This is a genomic window from Pandoraea communis, assembly GCF_902459745.1.
GTDB classification, from domain to species: Bacteria; Pseudomonadota; Gammaproteobacteria; order Burkholderiales; family Burkholderiaceae; genus Pandoraea; species Pandoraea communis.
The window spans coordinates 283,329-302,359 of record NZ_CABPSJ010000003.1; the positions used below are offsets into that span (position 1 = coordinate 283,329).

At 62.4% G+C, this 19,031-nt stretch carries 17 protein-coding genes; 10 read left to right on the forward strand and 7 right to left on the reverse strand.

What is annotated here, in order from left to right:
- Positions 1 to 8: 8 nt before the first annotated feature.
- The gene (locus PCO31110_RS12050) at positions 9 to 374 is read left to right on the forward strand and encodes a c-type cytochrome (protein WP_010807477.1); all 366 of its coding nucleotides are present in this window, start codon (positions 9 to 11) and stop codon (positions 372 to 374) included.
- 25 nt (positions 375 to 399) lie between these two features.
- Positions 400 to 813, forward strand: a complete 414-nt coding sequence (locus PCO31110_RS12055; RefSeq protein ID WP_246189822.1) for a c-type cytochrome — start codon at positions 400 to 402, stop codon at positions 811 to 813.
- 100 nt (positions 814 to 913) lie between these two features.
- Here the strand turns inward: PCO31110_RS12055 and PCO31110_RS12060 are convergent, their stop codons facing one another.
- A complete protein-coding gene (locus PCO31110_RS12060) occupies positions 914 to 1,345 on the reverse strand; it encodes a DUF1841 family protein (RefSeq protein ID WP_010807475.1) in 432 nt (143 codons plus the stop codon).
- Between the two features lie 204 nt (positions 1,346 to 1,549).
- Here PCO31110_RS12060 and PCO31110_RS12065 point away from each other — a divergent pair, with 204 nt between their 5' ends.
- Entirely contained in the window at positions 1,550 to 2,455 is a 906-nt protein-coding gene (locus PCO31110_RS12065) for a DMT family transporter (RefSeq protein WP_150690744.1), read from the forward strand.
- Positions 2,456 to 2,546: 91 nt separating this feature from the next.
- On the forward strand, positions 2,547 to 3,140 hold the full coding sequence (locus tag PCO31110_RS12070) for a malonic semialdehyde reductase (RefSeq protein ID WP_010807473.1): 594 nt from the start codon (positions 2,547 to 2,549) through the stop codon (positions 3,138 to 3,140).
- 119 nt (positions 3,141 to 3,259) lie between these two features.
- Here the strand turns inward: PCO31110_RS12070 and nth are convergent, their stop codons facing one another.
- Together nth and rsxB are read right to left on the reverse strand one after the other, a co-directional pair.
- Positions 3,260 to 3,904, reverse strand: coding sequence for an endonuclease III (gene nth / locus PCO31110_RS12075; RefSeq protein WP_010807472.1), 645 nt, complete (start codon positions 3,902 to 3,904; stop codon positions 3,260 to 3,262).
- Between the two features lie 63 nt (positions 3,905 to 3,967).
- A complete protein-coding gene (gene rsxB / locus PCO31110_RS12080) occupies positions 3,968 to 4,861 on the reverse strand; it encodes an electron transport complex subunit RsxB (RefSeq protein ID WP_150690538.1) in 894 nt (297 codons plus the stop codon).
- Between the two features lie 104 nt (positions 4,862 to 4,965).
- Between rsxB and PCO31110_RS12085 the strand changes: the two genes are divergently transcribed.
- The gene (locus PCO31110_RS12085; protein WP_010807470.1) at positions 4,966 to 5,604 is read left to right on the forward strand and encodes a TetR family transcriptional regulator; all 639 of its coding nucleotides are present in this window, start codon (positions 4,966 to 4,968) and stop codon (positions 5,602 to 5,604) included.
- A 112-nt stretch (positions 5,605 to 5,716) separates the two neighbouring features.
- Here the strand turns inward: PCO31110_RS12085 and PCO31110_RS12090 are convergent, their stop codons facing one another.
- Together PCO31110_RS12090 and PCO31110_RS12095 are read right to left on the reverse strand one after the other, a co-directional pair.
- A complete protein-coding gene (locus tag PCO31110_RS12090) occupies positions 5,717 to 6,958 on the reverse strand; it encodes a polyhydroxyalkanoate depolymerase (protein ID WP_010807469.1) in 1,242 nt (413 codons plus the stop codon).
- A gap of 219 nt (positions 6,959 to 7,177) precedes the next feature.
- Positions 7,178 to 8,377, reverse strand: coding sequence for an amino acid aminotransferase (locus PCO31110_RS12095; protein WP_010807468.1), 1,200 nt, complete (start codon positions 8,375 to 8,377; stop codon positions 7,178 to 7,180).
- A 320-nt stretch (positions 8,378 to 8,697) separates the two neighbouring features.
- On the opposite strand from PCO31110_RS12095, the gene uvrB reads away from it, so the two are divergent.
- Positions 8,698 to 10,785 carry an excinuclease ABC subunit UvrB gene (uvrB, locus tag PCO31110_RS12100; RefSeq protein ID WP_010807467.1) on the forward strand — a complete coding sequence of 696 codons (2,088 nt, stop codon included), beginning with the start codon at positions 8,698 to 8,700 and terminating at the stop codon, positions 10,783 to 10,785.
- A gap of 237 nt (positions 10,786 to 11,022) precedes the next feature.
- Here uvrB and PCO31110_RS12105 read toward each other — a convergent pair whose 3' ends face one another.
- Positions 11,023 to 12,579 carry an efflux transporter outer membrane subunit gene (locus PCO31110_RS12105; RefSeq protein ID WP_246189823.1) on the reverse strand — a complete coding sequence of 519 codons (1,557 nt, stop codon included), beginning with the start codon at positions 12,577 to 12,579 and terminating at the stop codon, positions 11,023 to 11,025.
- Positions 12,580 to 12,655: 76 nt separating this feature from the next.
- On the opposite strand from PCO31110_RS12105, the gene PCO31110_RS12110 reads away from it, so the two are divergent.
- The 4 genes from PCO31110_RS12110 (at position 12,656) to PCO31110_RS12125 (ending at position 18,442) form a co-directional block, all read left to right on the forward strand.
- Complete coding sequence (locus PCO31110_RS12110; protein WP_150690539.1) at positions 12,656 to 13,273, forward strand: TetR/AcrR family transcriptional regulator; 618 nt, start codon at positions 12,656 to 12,658, stop codon at positions 13,271 to 13,273.
- 81 nt (positions 13,274 to 13,354) lie between these two features.
- The gene (locus PCO31110_RS12115) at positions 13,355 to 14,470 is read left to right on the forward strand and encodes an efflux RND transporter periplasmic adaptor subunit (RefSeq protein WP_150690540.1); all 1,116 of its coding nucleotides are present in this window, start codon (positions 13,355 to 13,357) and stop codon (positions 14,468 to 14,470) included.
- On the forward strand, positions 14,467 to 17,604 hold the full coding sequence (locus PCO31110_RS12120; protein WP_150690745.1) for an efflux RND transporter permease subunit: 3,138 nt from the start codon (positions 14,467 to 14,469) through the stop codon (positions 17,602 to 17,604). The genes PCO31110_RS12115 and PCO31110_RS12120 overlap by 4 nt, the downstream gene beginning before the upstream one ends.
- Positions 17,605 to 17,635: 31 nt before the next feature.
- Complete coding sequence (locus PCO31110_RS12125; RefSeq protein ID WP_150690541.1) at positions 17,636 to 18,442, forward strand: oxidoreductase; 807 nt, start codon at positions 17,636 to 17,638, stop codon at positions 18,440 to 18,442.
- A gap of 230 nt (positions 18,443 to 18,672) precedes the next feature.
- Here the strand turns inward: PCO31110_RS12125 and PCO31110_RS12130 are convergent, their stop codons facing one another.
- The gene (locus PCO31110_RS12130; RefSeq protein WP_150690542.1) at positions 18,673 to 18,948 is read right to left on the reverse strand and encodes a hypothetical protein; all 276 of its coding nucleotides are present in this window, start codon (positions 18,946 to 18,948) and stop codon (positions 18,673 to 18,675) included.
- Positions 18,949 to 19,031: the final 83 nt, after the last annotated feature.

Consider the following 19,031-nt stretch of genomic DNA (forward strand, 5'->3'; position numbering starts at 1 on the left):
AGAAGACCATGAAAAAGTTCCTCACCATGATGGCGCTGGCGCTTGGCAGCACGTCGCTCACGTCGCTTGGCGCGCTTCACGCGGCCGAACTCAAGCCCAATCTGGACGCGGCAAAGGACAAGGTGGCCATGTGTATCGGCTGCCACGGCATTCCCGACTATCGCACCGCATTTCCCGAGGTGTATCACGTGCCCCGGATCGGCGGACAGAATGCGAAGTACATCGAAAACGCGCTGAAGGAGTACGCGAAGGGCGACCGCAAGTTCCAGACGATGCATGGCATCGCAGCCACGTTGACCGATCAGGACATCGTCGACATTGCCGCGTACTACGCGGCGCAATCGGCGTCGACGCCGGTCAATCCCCAGAAGTAAAACGTGCGTGGCTGAGGAGAACACGATGAAGCATTCGATGGTAAAGGCCGCCGTTGCGGCATCCCTGGCGCTCGGCGCCATGCTCGCGGGTGGCGTCAGCCCGGCGTACGCCGCCGGCAATATCGCCAACGGCAAAGCGCTTGTCGACAAAGGCATGTGCGTAAGCTGCCACGGCGCCAATCTGAACGCGCCGATCACGCCGGAGTATCCCAAGCTGGCGGGGCAATATGCGGACTACGTGTATAACGCGCTGCGTGCCTATCAGAACGAAACCAGTCTGGTATTTGGCCGCAGTAACGCGATCATGAAGACGCAGGTCATGTCCAATCCCGCGACGCTCGGTAAGGACGGTAAGCCGCGTCCGTTCACCTCGCAGGAACTCAAGGATATTTCGGCCTATATCGAATCGCTGCCCGGCGATCTCGTGACGAAGAAGTGAGCGGTCCGGCACCGGCATAAAAAAACGACGGTTGCGCCAAGGGCAACCGTCGTCTGCTTTGGTGTCTTCGCTTGCGGGTCGGGTTCGTGCCTGTCTTCGCTCAACGCGACGCTTGCTGCTCGATGCGCTGCAGATAGGCATCGGAGTCCGGCGGCTGACCGGTGCGTTGCGCCTCCCAGAGCGTTTGCCCCAGGCATTCCATGATGCGGTGCTGTGCGTCATGCGGCGAGTCGAGGCGCTGGGTCAGCTTTTCGTACGCGGCACGAATGCCCGGCGGCTGATCGATGGAGACCTGCTCGCTGATCGCCAGATGCATCGACAGATGCAGGAACGGGTTGGTCTGCCCGGCTTCGGGCGAGTAATCGCGGGCGCTGGCTTCTTCGGTGTCGGACAGGGCGTCGTGATACTCGGGATGTTCGTGGATCCAGTCGGCGGCAATCGTCTCGAGCGGCGTGAGGATGCTGCCGCTGCGCTGCTTTTGCCAGGTGGTGCAGAAGAATTGCCGGACTTCGTCGCGGCTCGGATTGAACATGGGGACTCCGTGGGGTTCGGGTGAGGCATCTTGCGGCGCGCCATCCCATGACTACAATGGCGGATCGATGGCCGCAGTGCGCCGGGCGAGCCGTAGTGGCGGAACACGCCGATATCGCATGAAAACTGGCCGTATTGTCGCTCAATTTTCCCAATCATGTCGCAAAGCCCCCGCGTGCCGGCCGCCACCGGCGACACCCCCATCATGCACTCGGCGCCCCCGCCTTCGGCCTGGATCGGCGTCGCATTGATTGCCGTGTCGGCATCCGCATTCGGCGCCATGGCCATCTTTGCGCGAGCGGCCACGGCCTCTGGTGCGGATATCTTCGCGATGCTGCTGTTTCGCTTCTTCGTGGCCGCCATCCTGCTGCTGGTCTGGTGCCGGTTGCAGCGAGTGCGCTTCCCGTCGCGCCGCCGTGTGCTTGGCATTGTGCTCATGGGCGGCATCGGCTACGTCGGCCAGTCGCTTTGCTTCTTCGGGGCATTGCAGTACGCGCAGGCGTCGCTGGTCGCGCTACTGCTTTATCTCTACCCGGTGTTCGTGACAATACTGGCGGCCATCTTTCTGCATGAGCGCCTGACGCCCGTGAAGCTGGGCGCACTCGTGCTCTGCTCGCTTGGCACCGCGCTCACGGTTGGCGGCGGGCACGGGCAGCCGCTTGGCATGGTGCTGGCCGTGGCCTCGGCACTGATCTATTCGGGCTATATCGTGGTGGGGGCGAGGCTGACGAAGGGCGTCGATGCCCGTGCCACCGCCGCGCTCGTCTGTCTGGCGGCAACCATCTCCTTCGGTGCGATGGCCGCAGTGCGTATGTCGCAGGGGTTGCCGTTGCGGTGGCCGGCCGGGTCCGGGGGCTGGGCGGCGCTCGTTGCCATCGCGGTGTGTTCGACGGTCATTGCCATTCTGACGTTCTTCGCCGGATTGCAGCGTCTCGGGGCAGGGCGCGCCTCGATGCTCTCGACGCTGGAGCCGGTGGTCACGGTGCTGCTCGCCGCCGTGCTGCTGGGTGAAACGCTCACTGCGCCGCAGCTTGCCGGCGGCGTGCTGATTCTGGCCGGGGTGGTCTGGCTATCGGCGCGCGGGGCACGCGGCGCGTCTGCAAACGCCTGAACTCGCGGGGATTTTTATCGCGTCAGCGCGTGTTGCATGGCGACGGTACAATCGCGCATCGTTCGCCATTCATCTGCCGAGGTCTATCGTCATGAGCAGTATTGCCAAAGAAGCTATCGCCCAACTATTCACCCATGCCCGCACGCACAATGTGTGGCTCGACAAGCCCGTCAGCGACGAAACGTTGCACGAGCTGTACGACCTCATGAAATGGGGCCCGACGTCGGCCAACACCACGCCCGCGCGCATCGTCTTCGTGAAGAGTGCAGAAGCGAAGGCCAAGCTGCTCGAATGCATGGCGCCGGGTAACGTCGACAAGACCCGCACGGCGCCCGTGACGGCCATTGTCGCATTCGACCTGAAGTTCTACGAACATCTGCCCAAGCTGTTCCCGAATGGGGCCGAGAAGATGGTGCCGATGTTCTCGGGCGATGCTGCGAAGGCCGCTGGCGCTGCACATATGAACAGCTCGCTGCAAGGCGGTTACTTCATTCTTGCCGCCCGCGCGCTGGGCCTCGATTGCGGCCCGATGGCCGGTTTCGACGCACAGAAGGTCAACGACACGTTCTTCGCCGGCACTGACTGGCGTGTCAACTTCATCTGTAATCTGGGGTACGGCGATCACGACAAGCTGTTCCCGCGCAATCCGCGTCTGTCGTTCGACGAGGCGGCCCGCATCATTTAAGCCGGACACGCGACGCGCCGAGGATGTTATTACGGCGCGCCAAATAAGACGGGCGGTCCCGATGCCGGGACCGCCCGTTGTCGTTCAAGGTGTTTGCGTTTGTCTGGGGAGGGGGCGGATCAGGCCTTCGGTGCGGGCGTTTTGGGCCGGAAGTCGCACAGCGGTTCGATGGCGCAATGCCAGCACTCGGGCTTGCGCGCCTTGCACACATAGCGGCCGTGCAGGATGAGCCAGTGATGCGCGTCGTGTTTGAATTCGCGCGGGGTGACGCGTTCGAGCGCCAGTTCCACCGCCAGCGGGTCCTTACCGGGCGCGAGGCCCGTTCGGTTCGCCACGCGGAAGATGTGCGTATCGACGGCAATCGTATCCTCGCCGAACGCGGTGTTGAGCACCACGTTCGCCGTCTTCCGGCCGACGCCCGGCAGTGCTTCGAGGGCCTCACGCGAGCGAGGCACCTCACCGCCGTGCCGATCGAGCAGCAACTGACACGTCGCAATGACGTTCTTGGCCTTCGTGCGGTACAGGCCGATCGTCTTGATGTAATCGGACACCCCCGCCTCGCCGAGCGCGAGCATCTTCGCCGGCGTGTTCGCCACCGCGTAAAGCTTGCGAGTGGCTTTGTTCACGGAGACGTCGGTCGCCTGTGCCGAGAGCAGCACGGCGATCAGCAATTCGAACGGCGACGTGTACTCCAGCTCCGTTGTCGGATGCGGATTGAGTTGTTGCAGCGTCTCGAACAGGGCACGGCGTTTGGCGTCGTTCATGGCGGGTGGCGCGAGGGGTTGGGGCGGTCTTGTTGTTGGAGGACGGGGCGTGCAGCCGCGCGTCTAGGCCTTGCCCGAGGTGTCAGGGGTATCCGGGGGAGGCGCGTCAGTGTCGGTCGCAAGACCCAGCCGCTTGCGGCGTGCTTCGGCCTCGTCGATCTGCGCCTGCACGGCAGCAGAGACATTCTCCGTATTTTTCGGGCCAAGCCCTTCGGCGGCCAACGTGGCTTTCTTCTGACGTGCGCGCGCCAACGCGGCCTGAATGATGGCCTGCTTGCGGGCTGCGGCGGTCGACGCCTCGTCCAGCGCCGGCGACGAATCCGGTGTCTGTGTGCCACCCGATGAAACCGGCGAAGCCGTCGTCAGTGTCTCGGTGGCTTGCGATGCACCGGGCGCGCCCGGTGCGACGCGGGCCGCGCGCGCCGCCAGGCGCGCTTCACGTTGCGCCTTTTCCTTCTCGAGGCGTGCCTGATGAGCCTCGAAATGCGAGCGGGCCTCGTCGGCCTGTGCCTGCGACCAGGCCTGCCAACCGGTGCGCTCGCCGGTGACCGGCACCATGTCGATGCAGTCGACGGGGCAGGGCGGCACACACAGGTCGCAGCCCGTGCAGCGGTCTTCGATGACCGTATGCATCAACTTGGCGGCACCCACGATGGCGTCGACAGGGCAGGCCTGTATGCAGAGCGTGCAGCCGATACACAGCGACTCGTCGATGATGGCGCGCGGACGGGGACGCTCTGCACCATTCTCCGGATTGAGCGGAATCACGGGGCGGTCGAGCAGCCTGGCGAGACGCGCCACACCCTCGGCGCCACCCGGCGGGCACTGGTTATAGCTGGCTTGCCCGCTGGCGATGGCGTCGGCATACGGACGGCACCCTGCGTAACCGCACTTGGTGCACTGCGTCTGGGGCAATAGGGCATCGATGCGCTGCGCGAGCGCGCTGACTTCGGACACGTCTTTAGTGGGGGATTCGGCGGAAAGTCGAATTATCCTGCATTTTGCAGAAACACTGAAACCGTTGTGCCATAATTCCGCCGGTTGAGAACGACCGTCCGATCATGACGACACCAGAAACCAAGATCAAACGGGACCCCGAACGCACCCGACAGCGCATTCTTGCCGCTGCGATCGAGGAGTTTGCCGAACGTGGTTCGAGCGGTGCGCGCGTGGACAGCATCGCGCGCCGAGCGGATATCAATGAGCGCATGCTGTATTACTACTTCGGCAACAAGGACCAGCTCTATCTGGCCGTGCTCGAAGAGGTCTACGGTGAATTTAACCGTGCGGAGCACGCGCTGAAGCTCGACGTGCTTGCCCCGCTCGACGCCGTGGCCGAACTGGCTCACTTCGTGTGGGACTATTACACCGATCATCCGGAACTGATTCAGCTCATCAACAACGAGAATCTGCACGAAGCGAAGTCGATGCGTCAGTCGACGGAGATTCGTCAGCAGGTCTCGCCGATTATCGAGTTGCTCACACAGACGCTCAAGCGAGGTGAGGCCAGTGGCGAAATCCGCCTGGGCGTGGACCCTGTGGATCTGTACGTGACGATCTCGGCCATGGGCTATTACGTGATGTCGAACCGTCATACGCTCTCGATCGTGATGGGGCGCGACATGATGGCCGCCGATTCGCGCAAGACGCACTCCGCGTTCAATACACAAATGCTGCTGGATTCGCTACGAATGCGATGATCTGAGCGCCGCGGTCTGCATTAGCTGCGCTGCCAGTCAAAAACAAAACCGCCGCGTGGGCCTGAGCCCACGCGGCGGTTTTGGTATGGCAGTCGAAAAAAACGAATGCCGTTCAGGCGTGCTTCGCGATGAAGTCGCGAATCTGCGGATAGATCACGTTGCGCCAGCGGCTGCCGGAGAAGATCCCGTAATGGCCGCACGACGGCGCGGTGAAATGCGCCCGGCGCTTGACCGGGATGCCGGTGCACAGCTCGTGTGCCGCCTGCGTCTGACCGCTGCCCGAGATGTCGTCCAGCTCGCCCTCGATGGTGAAGAGCGCAGTCGTCTTGATGTCCTGCGGACGGACACGCTGGCCTGCCACATCCCACGTGCCACGCGCGAGGCTGAAGTCCTGGAACACGGTCTTGATCGTGTCGAGGTAGTACTCGGCCGCCATGTCGAGCACGGCGTTGTACTCGTCGTAGAACCGGCGATGCGAGTCGGCATCGTCGTTGTCGCCACGCATCAGGTCGAGATAGAAGTCCCAGTGCGACTTCACATGGCGATCCGGATTCATGGCGACGAACCCGGCGTGCTGCAGGAACCCCGGATAGACCAATCGGCCCGAACCCGGATAGTTGGCCGGCACCGGATGGATCACATGATTCTCGAACCACTCGTAGGACTTGTTCGTCGCGAGCGAGTTGACCGACGTCGGGCTCTTGCGCGCATCGATCGGGCCACCCATCATCGTCATGGTCTTGGGCGTCTTTTCGCCGTTCGAGGCCATGAGCGAGATGGCGCCAAGCACCGGCACGGTGGGCTGGCACACCGAAATGACGTGCAGATTTTCCGCGCCGATGTGGCGAATGAAATCCTGGATGTACGCGACGTAGTCGTCCAGATGGAACTCGCCGTCTTCAAGCGGCACCATGCGTGCATCGACCCAGTCGGTGATATAGACCTTGTGGTCCTTGAGCAGCGTCGTGACGGTGTCGCGCAACAGCGTGGCGTGGTGCCCCGACAGCGGAGCCACCACCAGCACGACCGGATCGTCCTTGAGTTGCCCCACGGCGCTCGCGTCGTCCGCGTATCGCTTGAATCGCAGCAAGCGGCAGAACGGTTTCTCCATCGCCGTCATTTCCACGACGGGGATGTTATGACCGTCGACTTCGACTGCCTTGATATTGAATTCGGGTTTTTCGTAGTCCTTGCCGAGCCGATACAGCAATTCGTATCCGGCGGCGATGCGGGGTGCGCCCGGCATCATGGCAAGCAGGCTGCCCGGGTTGACGAAAGTCGTCGCAGCCGCCTTAGCCCACGTCGTGAGGGGATTCAGCCACGCGCGGTTGTACTCATGAATCTGATACAGCATGTTATGTGCCCTGGGGCGGATGATGTAGGGAATTATGCAACCGTTTATCGCGGCGGTGCAACGCAGCATAACCCTGATATATGGCATTTCCGCATCATCGCTATAGTTTTAGCTTATTCCGCCGATTGTTATTAACTATCGTTGCTGCGGTGCAACAAACGAGGAGCAAAAAAAGCCCGCCGGATGGGGCGGGCTTTTCATCGATGACGCCAGCGGCGATCAGCGCAGCACTTTGGCGATGGCCGAAGCGACGACGTCGATGTTCTTGTCGTTGAGCGCGGCCACGCAGATACGGCCCGTGCTCACGGCATAGATGCCGAACTCTTCACGAAGACGCTCGACCTGATCGGCGGTGAGGCCTGAGTAAGAGAACATGCCGCGTTGCTTGATCACGAACGAGAAATCGCGTTGCACGCCATGGGCGCGCAGCTTCTCGACCAGTGTCAGACGCATGGCGCGGATGCGCTCGCGCATTTCGGCCAGTTCCTCTTCCCACATGGCGCGCAGTTCGGGGTTGCCCAGCACGGCGGCGACGACCGAGCCGCCGTGCGTCGGCGGGTTCGAGTAGTTGGTGCGGATCACGCGCTTGAGTTGCGAGAGCACGCGGGTCGATTCGTCCTTGCTGCCCGTCACGATGGACAGGGCGCCGACACGTTCGCCATACAGCGAGAACGACTTGGAGAACGAGCTGGACACGAAGAAGTTCAGGCCGGCGGCTGCGAACAGGCGCACCACGGCGGCGTCGGCGTCGATGCCGTCGCCGAAGCCCTGGTAGGCGATGTCAAGGAACGGCACCAGCTTGCGGGCCTTCACGACTTCCACCACCTGCGCCCACTGGTCCATCGTCAGGTCAACGCCCGTCGGGTTGTGGCAGCAAGCGTGCAGCACGACGATGGTGCCTTCCGGTTCCTTGCCGAGCATGTCGAGCATGCCCGGCAGGTTCACGCCGTGCGATTCGGCATCGTAATACGGGTACGAGACGACGTTGAAGCCGGCTTGCGTGAACAGGGCACGGTGGTTTTCCCAGCTCGGGTCGCTGATGGCGACGGTGGCGTTCGGGTTAAGTTGCTTGAGGAAGTCGGCGCCAATCTTGAGGGCGCCCGTGCCGCCCAGTGCCTGGGCGGTGATCACGCGGCCTTCGGCCAGCACGGGGGAATCCTTGCCGAACAGCATTTCCTGCACGGCCTTGTCGTACGCGGCAATGCCTTCGATCGGCAGATAGCCGCGCGGCAGACCCGCGGCGACGCGTTGTTCTTCCGCTGCTTTCACGGCCTTGAGCAGGGGCAGCTTGCCTTCCGCATTGAAATACACGCCCACACCCAGATTCACTTTTTCGGTACGGTGATCGGCGTTGTAGGCTTCGTTCAGGCCAAGGATGGGGTCGCGCGGGGCGAGTTCGACAGCGGAGAAGAGAGTCATTTCGACGGCTCGAGGCAGGTAGAAGGAAAATGCAGCGGGTCGGCCGCCACTTACGCGGGATCGGCCCAACGGGGTATTTTAGCGAAGATTGCCTGCGCTTGTGGTAAACGCCGCTTCGCAAAGCGTGAATTCATGCGATTTCGACACGAAAACTGCCACGGATTGCCAGAATTTGACGAAGTCTGAGCAAGGTGAACCGTGCGACTTCGCCGCAGGTTGCCGAGTGTGCTGCCGATGACCCCGTTGTCACCCATCGAACTCAGGGAATCGTCCGACGCGCTAGAATGCCAAATTACGTCTCTCATGCTCGCACCCCCGCCATGACCCCTGCGGCTGAACACGACCTCGACGAAAGCAAGTTCCTGACGTTCCCGGATTCTCCCTACCAACTCTATTGCCCGTTCCCGGCCGCCGGCGATCAGCCCGCGGCCATTGCGCAGTTGACCGAAGGCGTGGAGGACGGGCTCGCGTTCCAGACGTTGCTCGGCGTGACCGGTTCGGGCAAGACGTTCACGATGGCGAACGTGATCGCACGGCTTGGCCGCCCGGCCATCGTGTTTGCGCCTAACAAGACGCTTGCCGCCCAGCTTTACTCGGAGTTCCGAGAATTCTTCCCGCGAAATGCGGTGGAGTATTTCGTCTCGTACTACGACTATTACCAGCCGGAAGCGTATGTGCCGCAGCGCGATCTCTTCATCGAGAAGGATTCGTCCGTCAACGAACACATCGAGCAGATGCGTCTTTCGGCGACGAAGAGTCTGCTCGAGCGCCGCGATGTGGTGATCGTGGCCACCGTCTCCGCCATCTACGGTATCGGGAATCCGACCGAATACCACCAGATGATTTTGACGGTGCGTCAGGGCGACAAGATGGGCCAGCGCGACGTCATCGCGCGACTGATCGCCATGCAATACACGCGCAACGAAACGGACTTCGGACGGGGTACGTTCCGTGTGCGCGGCGACACCATTGATATCTTTCCGGCGGAGCACGCCGAACTGGCGTTGCGCGTCGAGCTGTTCGACGACGAAGTCGACACGCTGCAACTCTTCGACCCGCTCACCGGGCGCGTGCGGCAGAAAGTGCCACGATTCACGGTGTATCCGTCCTCACACTACGTGACCCCGCGAGATACGGTGCTGCGCGCCATCGAGACGATCAAGGCCGAATTGCGCGACCGGCTCGATTTCTTTTACAAGGAAAGCAAGCTGGTCGAGGCGCAGCGGCTGGAGCAACGCACCCGGTTCGATCTGGAGATGTTGCAGGAGCTGGGTTTCTGCAAGGGCATCGAGAACTATTCGCGGCATTTGTCCGGCGCCGCGCCGGGCGAGCCACCGCCGACGCTTGTGGACTATTTGCCGCCCGACGCGCTGATGTTTCTCGACGAGTCGCACGTCCTCATCGGGCAGTTCAACGGCATGTACAACGGCGACCGGGCGCGCAAGGAAAATCTCGTCAACTACGGCTTTCGTCTGCCGTCGGCGCTGGACAACCGCCCGCTCAAATTTGCCGAGTACGAACGCAAGATGCGTCAGGCGATCTTCGTCTCCGCAACCCCGGCAGATTACGAGGCCAAGCGCACGGGCCAGGTGGTGGAGCAGGTGGTGCGTCCGACCGGGCTGATCGATCCGATCATCATGGTGCGTCCGGCACGTACGCAGGTGGACGACGTCCTCACGGAAATCAACAAGCGAGTGGCGGTGGGAGAGCGCGTGCTCGTCACCACGCTCACGAAGCGCATGGCGGAGCAACTCACCGAGTATCTGTCCGATAACGGTGTGAAGGTCCGTTATTTGCATAGCGACATCGATACCGTCGAACGCGTAGAGATCATCCGCGATTTGCGCTTGGGCGCATTCGACGTACTGGTCGGGATCAACTTGCTGCGCGAGGGGCTGGATATTCCGGAGGTGTCGCTCGTGGCGATTCTCGACGCGGACAAGGAAGGTTTTCTGCGCGCCGAGCGGTCATTGATTCAGACGATCGGGCGTGCGGCGCGCAACGTCAATGGAACGGCCATCCTGTACGGCGACAAGATGACCGACTCGATGAAGCGTGCGATCAGCGAGACGGAGCGTCGCCGTGCCAAGCAGATGGCGCACAACGAGGCGAATGGCATCGTGCCGACGGGGGTGAAGAAGCGCATCAAGGACATCATCGACGGTGTTTACGATCCGCAGGATGCCAAGGCGGAGCTGGCCGAGGCCAAGGAGCAGGCGCACTACCAGGACATGTCGGAAAAGCAACTGGCGCGCGAGATCAAGAAGCTCGAGAAGCAGATGCAGGAGCACGCCCGGAACCTGGAATTCGAGAAGGCTGCCAAGGTGCGCGATCAATTGCTGCACGTCAAGGCGCTGGTGTTCGGGACCGACGGCGCGAGCGAGGCGGAGCTGGGGCCGAAGATCTGATGGCCGACGGTTGAATCCATCGCACCAAATACACGGAGCGGCTTGCTGAGAGCGGATTGTCTAATATCCGAGTTGATTTATCGGCGAACGCCGTGGGAAAGCACGGGATCGGTGGGTCTCGCCGATGCGTCGGTTTTCACTTAAACCCATCGACCTTCTCGAAAGCCGGGGCGATTCAAATAGTGCGCGCAGTACCCAGACGACCCACACATCTTTTTCCAGTAGGTGGGCGGGCCGTCAGGATTGCTCACGCGAGAATGCCAGAGCTTCGTACTGTTCGTTCTTGCTGAGGTCAAAGAAGTACTCAGCCACGTAACGACTCCTGCCCGATAGCCTTCGCCATCCAACGGTCTGAGGACCCGCGGGTTGCCACCCCCCGCCGAGCGCCTTGAATGCGGCGACCGCTGCGCGCGCCGACTCCGTTTTCGCCTGAACCCGCTCGTCGGATACGCGCAGCAAGTTCTGATCGGCCTGCAGGACTTCGATCAGGCTGACGACGCCTTTTTGGTAGGCCGCAAACGAGGCGGCTCGCGCCCGGCCGAGCGAATTCACTCCCTGCGCGAGAACGGCAGCCTGTTCTTCGCGCTTGACGAGTGCCGAGAAAGAATTCTCGACGTCCTCCGTTGCGTGCAATGCGGCAAGTCGGTACGCGGCGAGCATCTCGGCGTCTTGGCCTTTGGCCTCATTGATCTGCGCATTGATGCGGCCGAAATCGAACAGACGCCAGCGCAGCCCCAGCACGCCAGCGGCCTGACTGGCGCCACTGCTGAACAGGTTGCCGCTGGCCACCGAAGTGGCGCTCCCAATCAGCCCGCTGAGCGACACCTTGGGGAAATATTCAGCGATTGCCACGCCGATACGCGCGTTGGATGCAGCAAGGCGACGCTCGGCCGCGATCAGATCGGGCCGACGCCTGAGTAACTCACCGGGCGAGCCAGTACCCGCGATTCGCGGAGCGGCCGGGATATCGCCCCCCTCGATGAGTTCCGCCCGATGCGTGCCGGGCTGTGTGCCCAGCATTACATCCAGCGCGTTCATCGCCGTATCCAGCCCCGCTTCGAGGACTGGGACGGATGCCCGAACCTGCGCAAGCGCACCTTCAGCCTGGCTCACCTGAAGGTCGGCCGCCAACCCTTTGCCATAGAGGAGGTTGATGGTCGAGAGCAGATCTCGCTGCGTCTGCAACTGCTTGCGGGCCACCTGCAGGCGAGCCTGCAATCCACGAATGGTGATGTAGATGTCTGCGGTCTGTGCTGCCACAGTCAGGCGCGTGGCCACTGCGCCGGCCTCTGAAGCCTGGTAGTCGGCAAGTGCAGCTTCCCGCCCGCGACGCAGGCCACCAAATACATCCAGTTCCCAGCTTGCGCTGAAATTGGCCTCGTAGTCGTTGCCGTAGCGATCGAAACCGGGCGTTGAACTCAGGACACGTCCCAGCGGCGTTTCAACCGACTGGTGGACCCGGGCCGCCTGGCCGCCGACATTGCCGGAAGGCAGCAACGCGGCATTCGCTGCCCCGAGCCCAGCGCGCGCCTGCGAGACGCGAGCGGCGGCCTGCGCGAGGTCTAGGTTCTGTGCCAGCGCGAGCGTAACGAATCGTGTCAGTTGCGGATCGCCGAAACCGGTCCACCACGTGACTAGGTCTGCGCTCTCCACCGCCTGCCGGTGAGCTACCGCGGCCTGGCCCTGGAAATGGTTCGGCATGGCTACATCGGGCCGGACATAGTCGGGGCCGACAGCGCAGGCCGCCGAAAGGCTGGCGACAATGACCGCAGCAAGGAGGTGTTTGGGTAGCATGAGCGTCTTAGCGATGTTTCGTGTGTGACTATAATACCAAATAGTCACTTGTTGTCCATTTCTGTATGCTATGCCCATGAAAAACACCACCACTCCCTCCGCCCCCCCGCGAGGCCCGGCTGATCACGAGGTGCGGGACCAGATCGTTGCCGCCGCCACCGAGCACTTCAGCCGGTATGGCTACGAGAAAACGACGGTCTCCGACCTTGCCAGGGCGATCGGATTTTCAAAGGCTTACATCTACAAGTTCTTCGAATCGAAGCAGGCCATTGGCGAGATGATCTGCGTCAACTGTCTGCGCGAGATCGAAAACGAGGTCACGACAGCCGTCGCGGAGACGGATCTGCCGCCGGAGAAGTTACGACGGATCTTCAAGGTCTTTACCGATGCGAGCCTCAGGCTATTTTTCCGGGATCGCAAGCTATACGACATTGCCGCATCAGCCGCCACGGAAAACTGGCGGGCGGTGCAAGCCTATGAGGCACGTGTGCAGAAGTTGCTCCAGGAAGTTTTGCAGGAAGGTCGGCAAAGCGGAGACTTCGAACGCAAGACGCCGCTGGACGAAACTGCAATGGCGATATATCTGGTGCTGCGCCCCTACCTCAATCCGTTACTCCTGCAGTACAACCGCGATACCACCGATGTTGCGCCTGCGCAGCTGTCCAACCTGGTACTCCGAAGTCTGTCGCCCTGATACGTTTTGGTTGTGACTATTGACTAAAATAGTCACTGGAAACATAATGAAAGCCATCGTCACTTTATCGATGGGACTTTCATGTTCTCGCGACGCCTCACCACCTCTGCACTCGCCTGTGCGCTGCCGCTTGCGCTGGTGGCCTGCAGCGAAAAAGCACCGTCCGATCCGCGCACCGAGGTGCCGCTGGTGCGCACGGCCATCGTTCACCGCGCGGTCCCCGCGTCCCGCTCGTTTACGGGGGCCGTCGCGGCACGCGTGCAAAGCGACCTGGGTTTCCGTGTTTCCGGCAAGGTGCTGGAACGGCTGGTGGATGCCGGCCAAACTGTCAAACGCGGCCAGTTGCTGATGCGCCTCGATCCCATTGATCTCAAGCTCGCCGCGCGGGCCCGGCAGGAGGCGGTCACCGCTGCGCGGGCGCGAGCGCAGCAGACCGCGCAGGATGAGGAGCGGTATCGCGACCTGCGCGGCACGGGGGCGATCTCGGCTTCGGCCTACGATCAGGCCAAGGCGGCCGCCGATGCAGCCAGGGCGCAGCTCAGCGCGGCCCAGGCCGACGCCGACGTGGCGCGCAATGCGACGAGCTATGCCGAGCTGCTCGCGGACGGCGATGGCGTCGTAATGGAAACGCTGGCCGAACCCGGCCAGGTCGTCAGCGCCGGACAGCCCGTGGTGCGCCTGGCCCATGCCGGGCGCCGCGAGGCCATGATCCAGCTACCGGAAACCTTGCGCCCGGCCATCGGCTCGGTCGCCCAGGCAACCCTGTTCGGCAACAGCGGCGTCAGCGTGCCAGCTACGCTGCGCCAGCTCTCGGATACGGCAGATCCGCGTACCCGCACCTTCGAAGCGCGTTACGTGTTGCAGGGTGCGTTGGCCGACGCGCCGCTAGGCGCAACCGTCACGATCGAGATGCCGGACGCACGCGTGGCGCTCCAGGGCGGCATGCAGGTGCCGATCGGCGCGGTGCTCGATGCGGGCAAAGGGCCCGGCGTGTGGGTCGTCAACGGCAAGCCGGCCAGGGTTGCATGGCAGCGGGTGACGGTCCTGCACCTGGACGACGACAGCGCGCGCGTGTCTGGCACGTTGAAGCAAGGCGATCGCGTCATTGCGCTCGGCGCTCAGTTGCTGCACGAAGGCGAACAGGTCCGCGTGTCCGGTCAGGCCGTCGCGATGGCGAACGAAGGAGCACGTCCGTGAGCGAAGGCCGATTTAATCTGTCGGCGCTCGCCGTGCGCGAGCGTTCCATTACCCTGTTCCTGATCTGCCTAATCTCGCTGGCCGGGCTCCTGTCGTTCTTCAGGCTGGGTCGCGCCGAAGACCCGGCGTTCACAATCAAGGTGATGACTATCATCACCGTATGGCCAGGGGCCACTGCGCAGGAAATGCACGATCAGGTCGCAGAGAAGATCGAAAAGCGCATGCAGGAGCTGCGCTGGTACGACCGGACCGAGACCTACACGCGGCCCGGCCTCGCCTTCACGACGCTGACCTTGCTCGACAGCACGCCACCTTCGGAAGTGCAGGAGCAGTTCTACCAGGCCCGGAAAAAAATCGGCGACGAAATAGCCAACCTTCCGGCTGGCGTGGTCGGGCCGATGGTCAACGACGAATATGCTGACGTCACGTTTGCGCTCTTCGCACTGAAAGCCGCGGGCGAACCGCAACGGTTGCTCGTGCGCGATGCCGAGATGCTTCGCCAACGGTTGCTGCACGTGCCTGGCGTGAAGAAGGTCAATATCATCGGCGAGCAGGCCGAGCGCATCTACGTCCAGTTCTCGCATGACCGGCTGGCAACACTCGGTGTCAGTCCGCAGGACGTGTTCGCCGCGCTCAATGGCCAGAACGCCCTGACGCCAGCCGGCTCCGTGGAGACCAAAGGTCCGGAGGTGTTGATTCGCCTGGACGGCGCCTTTGACAACCTGCAGAAGATCCGCGACACGCCGGTCGTCGTGCAAGGTCGCACGCTGAAGCTCTCGGACATGGCCACCGTCGAGCGCGGTTATGAAGATCCGGCGACATTCATGATCCGCAACAACGGAGAACCCGCGCTGCTGCTCGGCGTCGTGATGCGCGATGGCTGGAACGGGCTCGATCTCGGCAAGGTACTGGATAGCGAGGTCGGCACAATCAACGCCGGGCTGCCGCTGGGGATGAGCCTGACCAAGGTCACCGATCAGGCCGTCAACATTCATTCGGCGGTCGACGAGTTCATGCTCAAGTTTTTTGTTGCTCTGCTGGTGGTCATGCTCGTGAGCTTCGTGAGCATGGGCTGGCGCGCAGGCCTGGTGGTTGCCGCCGCCGTGCCGTTGACGCTGGCCATCGTGTTCGTGGTGATGGCCGCAACAGGCAAGAACTTCGACCGCATCACCCTGGGGTCCCTGATCCTGGCGCTTGGCCTGCTGGTAGACGACGCGATTATCGCCATTGAAATGATGGTGGTGAAAATGGAGGAAGGCTACAGCCGTGTGGCCGCCTCTGCCTATGCCTGGAGCCATACTGCCGCACCCATGCTGTCGGGCACGCTGGTGACGGCGGTCGGCTTCATGCCTAACGGCTTCGCGAGGTCCACCGCAGGGGAATACACCAGCAACATGTTCTGGATCGTCGGCGTTGCGCTGATCGCATCCTGGGTCGTTGCCGTGGTCTTCACGCCCTACCTCGGCGTAAAGATGCTGCCCGACTTCAAAAGGGGCGAAGGCGGCCACGACGCAATCTACGACACGCCGCGCTACAACCGCTTCCGTCAGTTGCTCACACGCGTCATCGCGCGCAAATGGCTGGTCGCCGGTTCGGTCGTCGGCCTTTTTGCTCTGGCCATCCTCGGTATGGGCGTGGTCAAGAAGCAGTTCTTCCCGATCTCGGACCGTCCCGAAGTGCTGGTCGAGGTGCAGATGCCCTACGGCACGTCGATTTCACAGACCAGTGCCGCCACACATAAGGTGGAGGCATGGTTGGCTAAACAGAAGGAGGCCAGCATCGTCACCGCGTACGTCGGCCAGGGGGCACCGCGCTTTTTCCTGGCGATGGGGCCGGAACTTCCCGATCCGTCCTTCGCGAAGATCGTGATCCGCACGGACAGTCAGGAGGAACGCGATGCTTTGAAGGCGCGACTGCGGCGAGCCATTGCCGACGGTCTTGTGCCCGAAGCGCGCGTACGCGTCACGCAACTCGTGTTCGGGCCATATTCGCCGTTCCCGGTCGCCTATCGCGTCACCGGTCCGGACCCGGACAAGCTGCGCGCAATCGCGGCTGAAGTTGAGCAGTTGATGGAGGCCAGTCCGATGATGCGCACGGTCAACACCGACTGGGGCACGCGCACGCCAACGCTGCACTTCGCGTTGCAGCAGGACCGTCTGCAGGCGGTAGGGCTGACGTCCAGCGCCGTCGCCCAACAACTGCAGTTCCTGCTCACCGGCGTGCCTGTCACCGCCGTGCGCGAGGACATTCGAACCGTACAGGTTGTGGCGCGTTCGGCTGGCGATGCGCGCCTCGATCCTGCCCGGCTCGGCGATTTCACGCTGGCCGGTGCGGATGGACAACGCATCCCGCTGTCGCATGTGGGCAAGGTCGACGTGCGCATGGAGGAGCCGATCATGCGCTGGCGCGACCGCGTGCCGACGATTACGGTGCGCGGCGACATTGCCGACAACCTGCAGCCGCCGGACGTATCAGCGGCAATCACCAGGCAGCTTCAGCCGATCATCGCGAAGCTGCCCAGTGGCTATCGCATCGAGCAGGCGGGCTCCATCGAGGAATCGGCCAAGGCGACGACCGCCATGTTGCCACTGTTCCCGATCATGCTGGCGATCACGCTGGTCATCATCATTCTCCAGGTTCGGTCGATCTCGTCGATGGTGATGGTGTTCCTGACCAGCCCGCTTGGCCTGATCGGCGTGGTGCCGGCGCTGATCCTGTTCAGGCAGCCGTTTGGCATCAATGCGCTGGTCGGCCTCATCGCGCTTTCGGGGATTCTGATGCGCAACACGCTGATCCTGATCGGGCAGATTCACCAGAACGAACATGCCGGGCTGGATCCATTCGATGCGGTCGTCGAAGCCACGGTGCAACGGGCGCGCCCGGTGATCCTCACGGCTATGGCGGCGATCCTGGCCTTCATACCGCTGACGCATTCGGTGTTCTGGGGAACCCTCGCCTACACGCTAATCGGCGGCACATTGGCCGGGACAGTGCTGACGCTGGTGTTCCTGCCGGCCATGTATTCGATCTGGTTCAGGATCCGGCCCGGCAGCGCTGCGGGTTCACACAAGAGCCGGGATCACCACTCATCGCATCCCGAACCGATGACGCAGGATGCGCTCGACGCGCGTTGAAACACCATCAATTCACCAAACGGAGCTGTTCATGTCGAATTCCACGGTTGTTATTGTGACCGGCGTGTCATCGGGTATCGGACGTGCCACCGCCGAGAAGTTCGCGATGCGAGGTTGCCGCGTGTTTGGCACAGTGCGCAGCATCGCAAAAGCGGTGCCTATCTCCGGAGTCGGGCTCATCGAGATGGACGTTCGCGACGATGCTTCGGTCCAGGCTGGAATCCAGTCCGTCATCGAGCGCACCGGGCGAATTGATGTACTCGTCAATAATGCGGGAACCAGCCTGATCGGTGCCGTCGAGGAAACTTCGACTGCCGAGGCCTTGTCGCTATTCGATACCAACGTCTTCAGCGTTCTGCGCACGACGCAGGCAGTACTTCCCCATATGCGGGCACAACGCGGCGGAAGGATCGTCAATGTCAGTTCCGTGCTTGGATTCCTGCCCGCCCCCTACATGGGACTCTACTCCGCATCCAAGCATGCCATCGAAGGGCTGACCGAGACCCTGGACCATGAGGTGCGTCAGTTCGGTATCCGGGTAGCGTTGGTCGAACCATCCTTTACCAGGACCAATCTGGACACCAACGCCCCTCTGGCTCGCTCGAAAATCGCCGGCTATGATCGCGAGCGGGATCTTGCATCCAGCGCAGTCGTCAACAGTGTCAAAGGTGCCCCCGCGCCCGACGGCGTAGCGGGGACAGTAGTTGAAGCGGCGCTTGGCACCTGGCGTATGCGACGCACACCAGCCGGCGAAGCGTCCCTGTTGCGCAAGTTGCGGCGCTTCATGCCCTCCGGCCCCGTGGATGCGAGCTTGAGGAGAACATTCGGGCTCGCGTGAAGTCCTCTCGTCTGCCGCGCCGGTGGAATACTGGCAGCGCGGCGACGATCTTTCTCCCGCGATAGTCGTCTGCACGGGCAGTACCGGGGCGAGGTATTCAGCGGGCATTTCGCTGGCGTCGGCGTCAACTCAGTATTTCGCGCCACCGACGAGTAGAAAGAACACGATCGGGATGAAGAGGACGCGGCCGTAGAATGTGCCGAAGTCACGGGCCAGAAGGGCGAGGAGGCTCATACCCGCACCTCAGCTTCGGCAAAAACGTTGATCTCGACCTCGAACGCGACCTGCAGGATCTCGCCGGCGTGCTTTATGTCCTGCTTGATGAGCGCATCCTGCAATGCGCAGTAGCCGTCGTAATCGGTGTCGATCAGGCGCTGCACTGCGTTCTGGACGTCGGCTGATTCGGCGGCACGCTCGCGGGCCGCACGCTTCAACTCGTCGAGCGTTTGCTGACGAACGTGTGCGCCGGTGTTTCGCGACACCGCGCATTCGAGTTGTGTGTACATGGGGATTCCTTCTGACGTGCGGGGGGCGCCCCGGCAGAACACCGTGGCGATGCGGCTTTAACCATGTCCGCCATGGGCCTGTG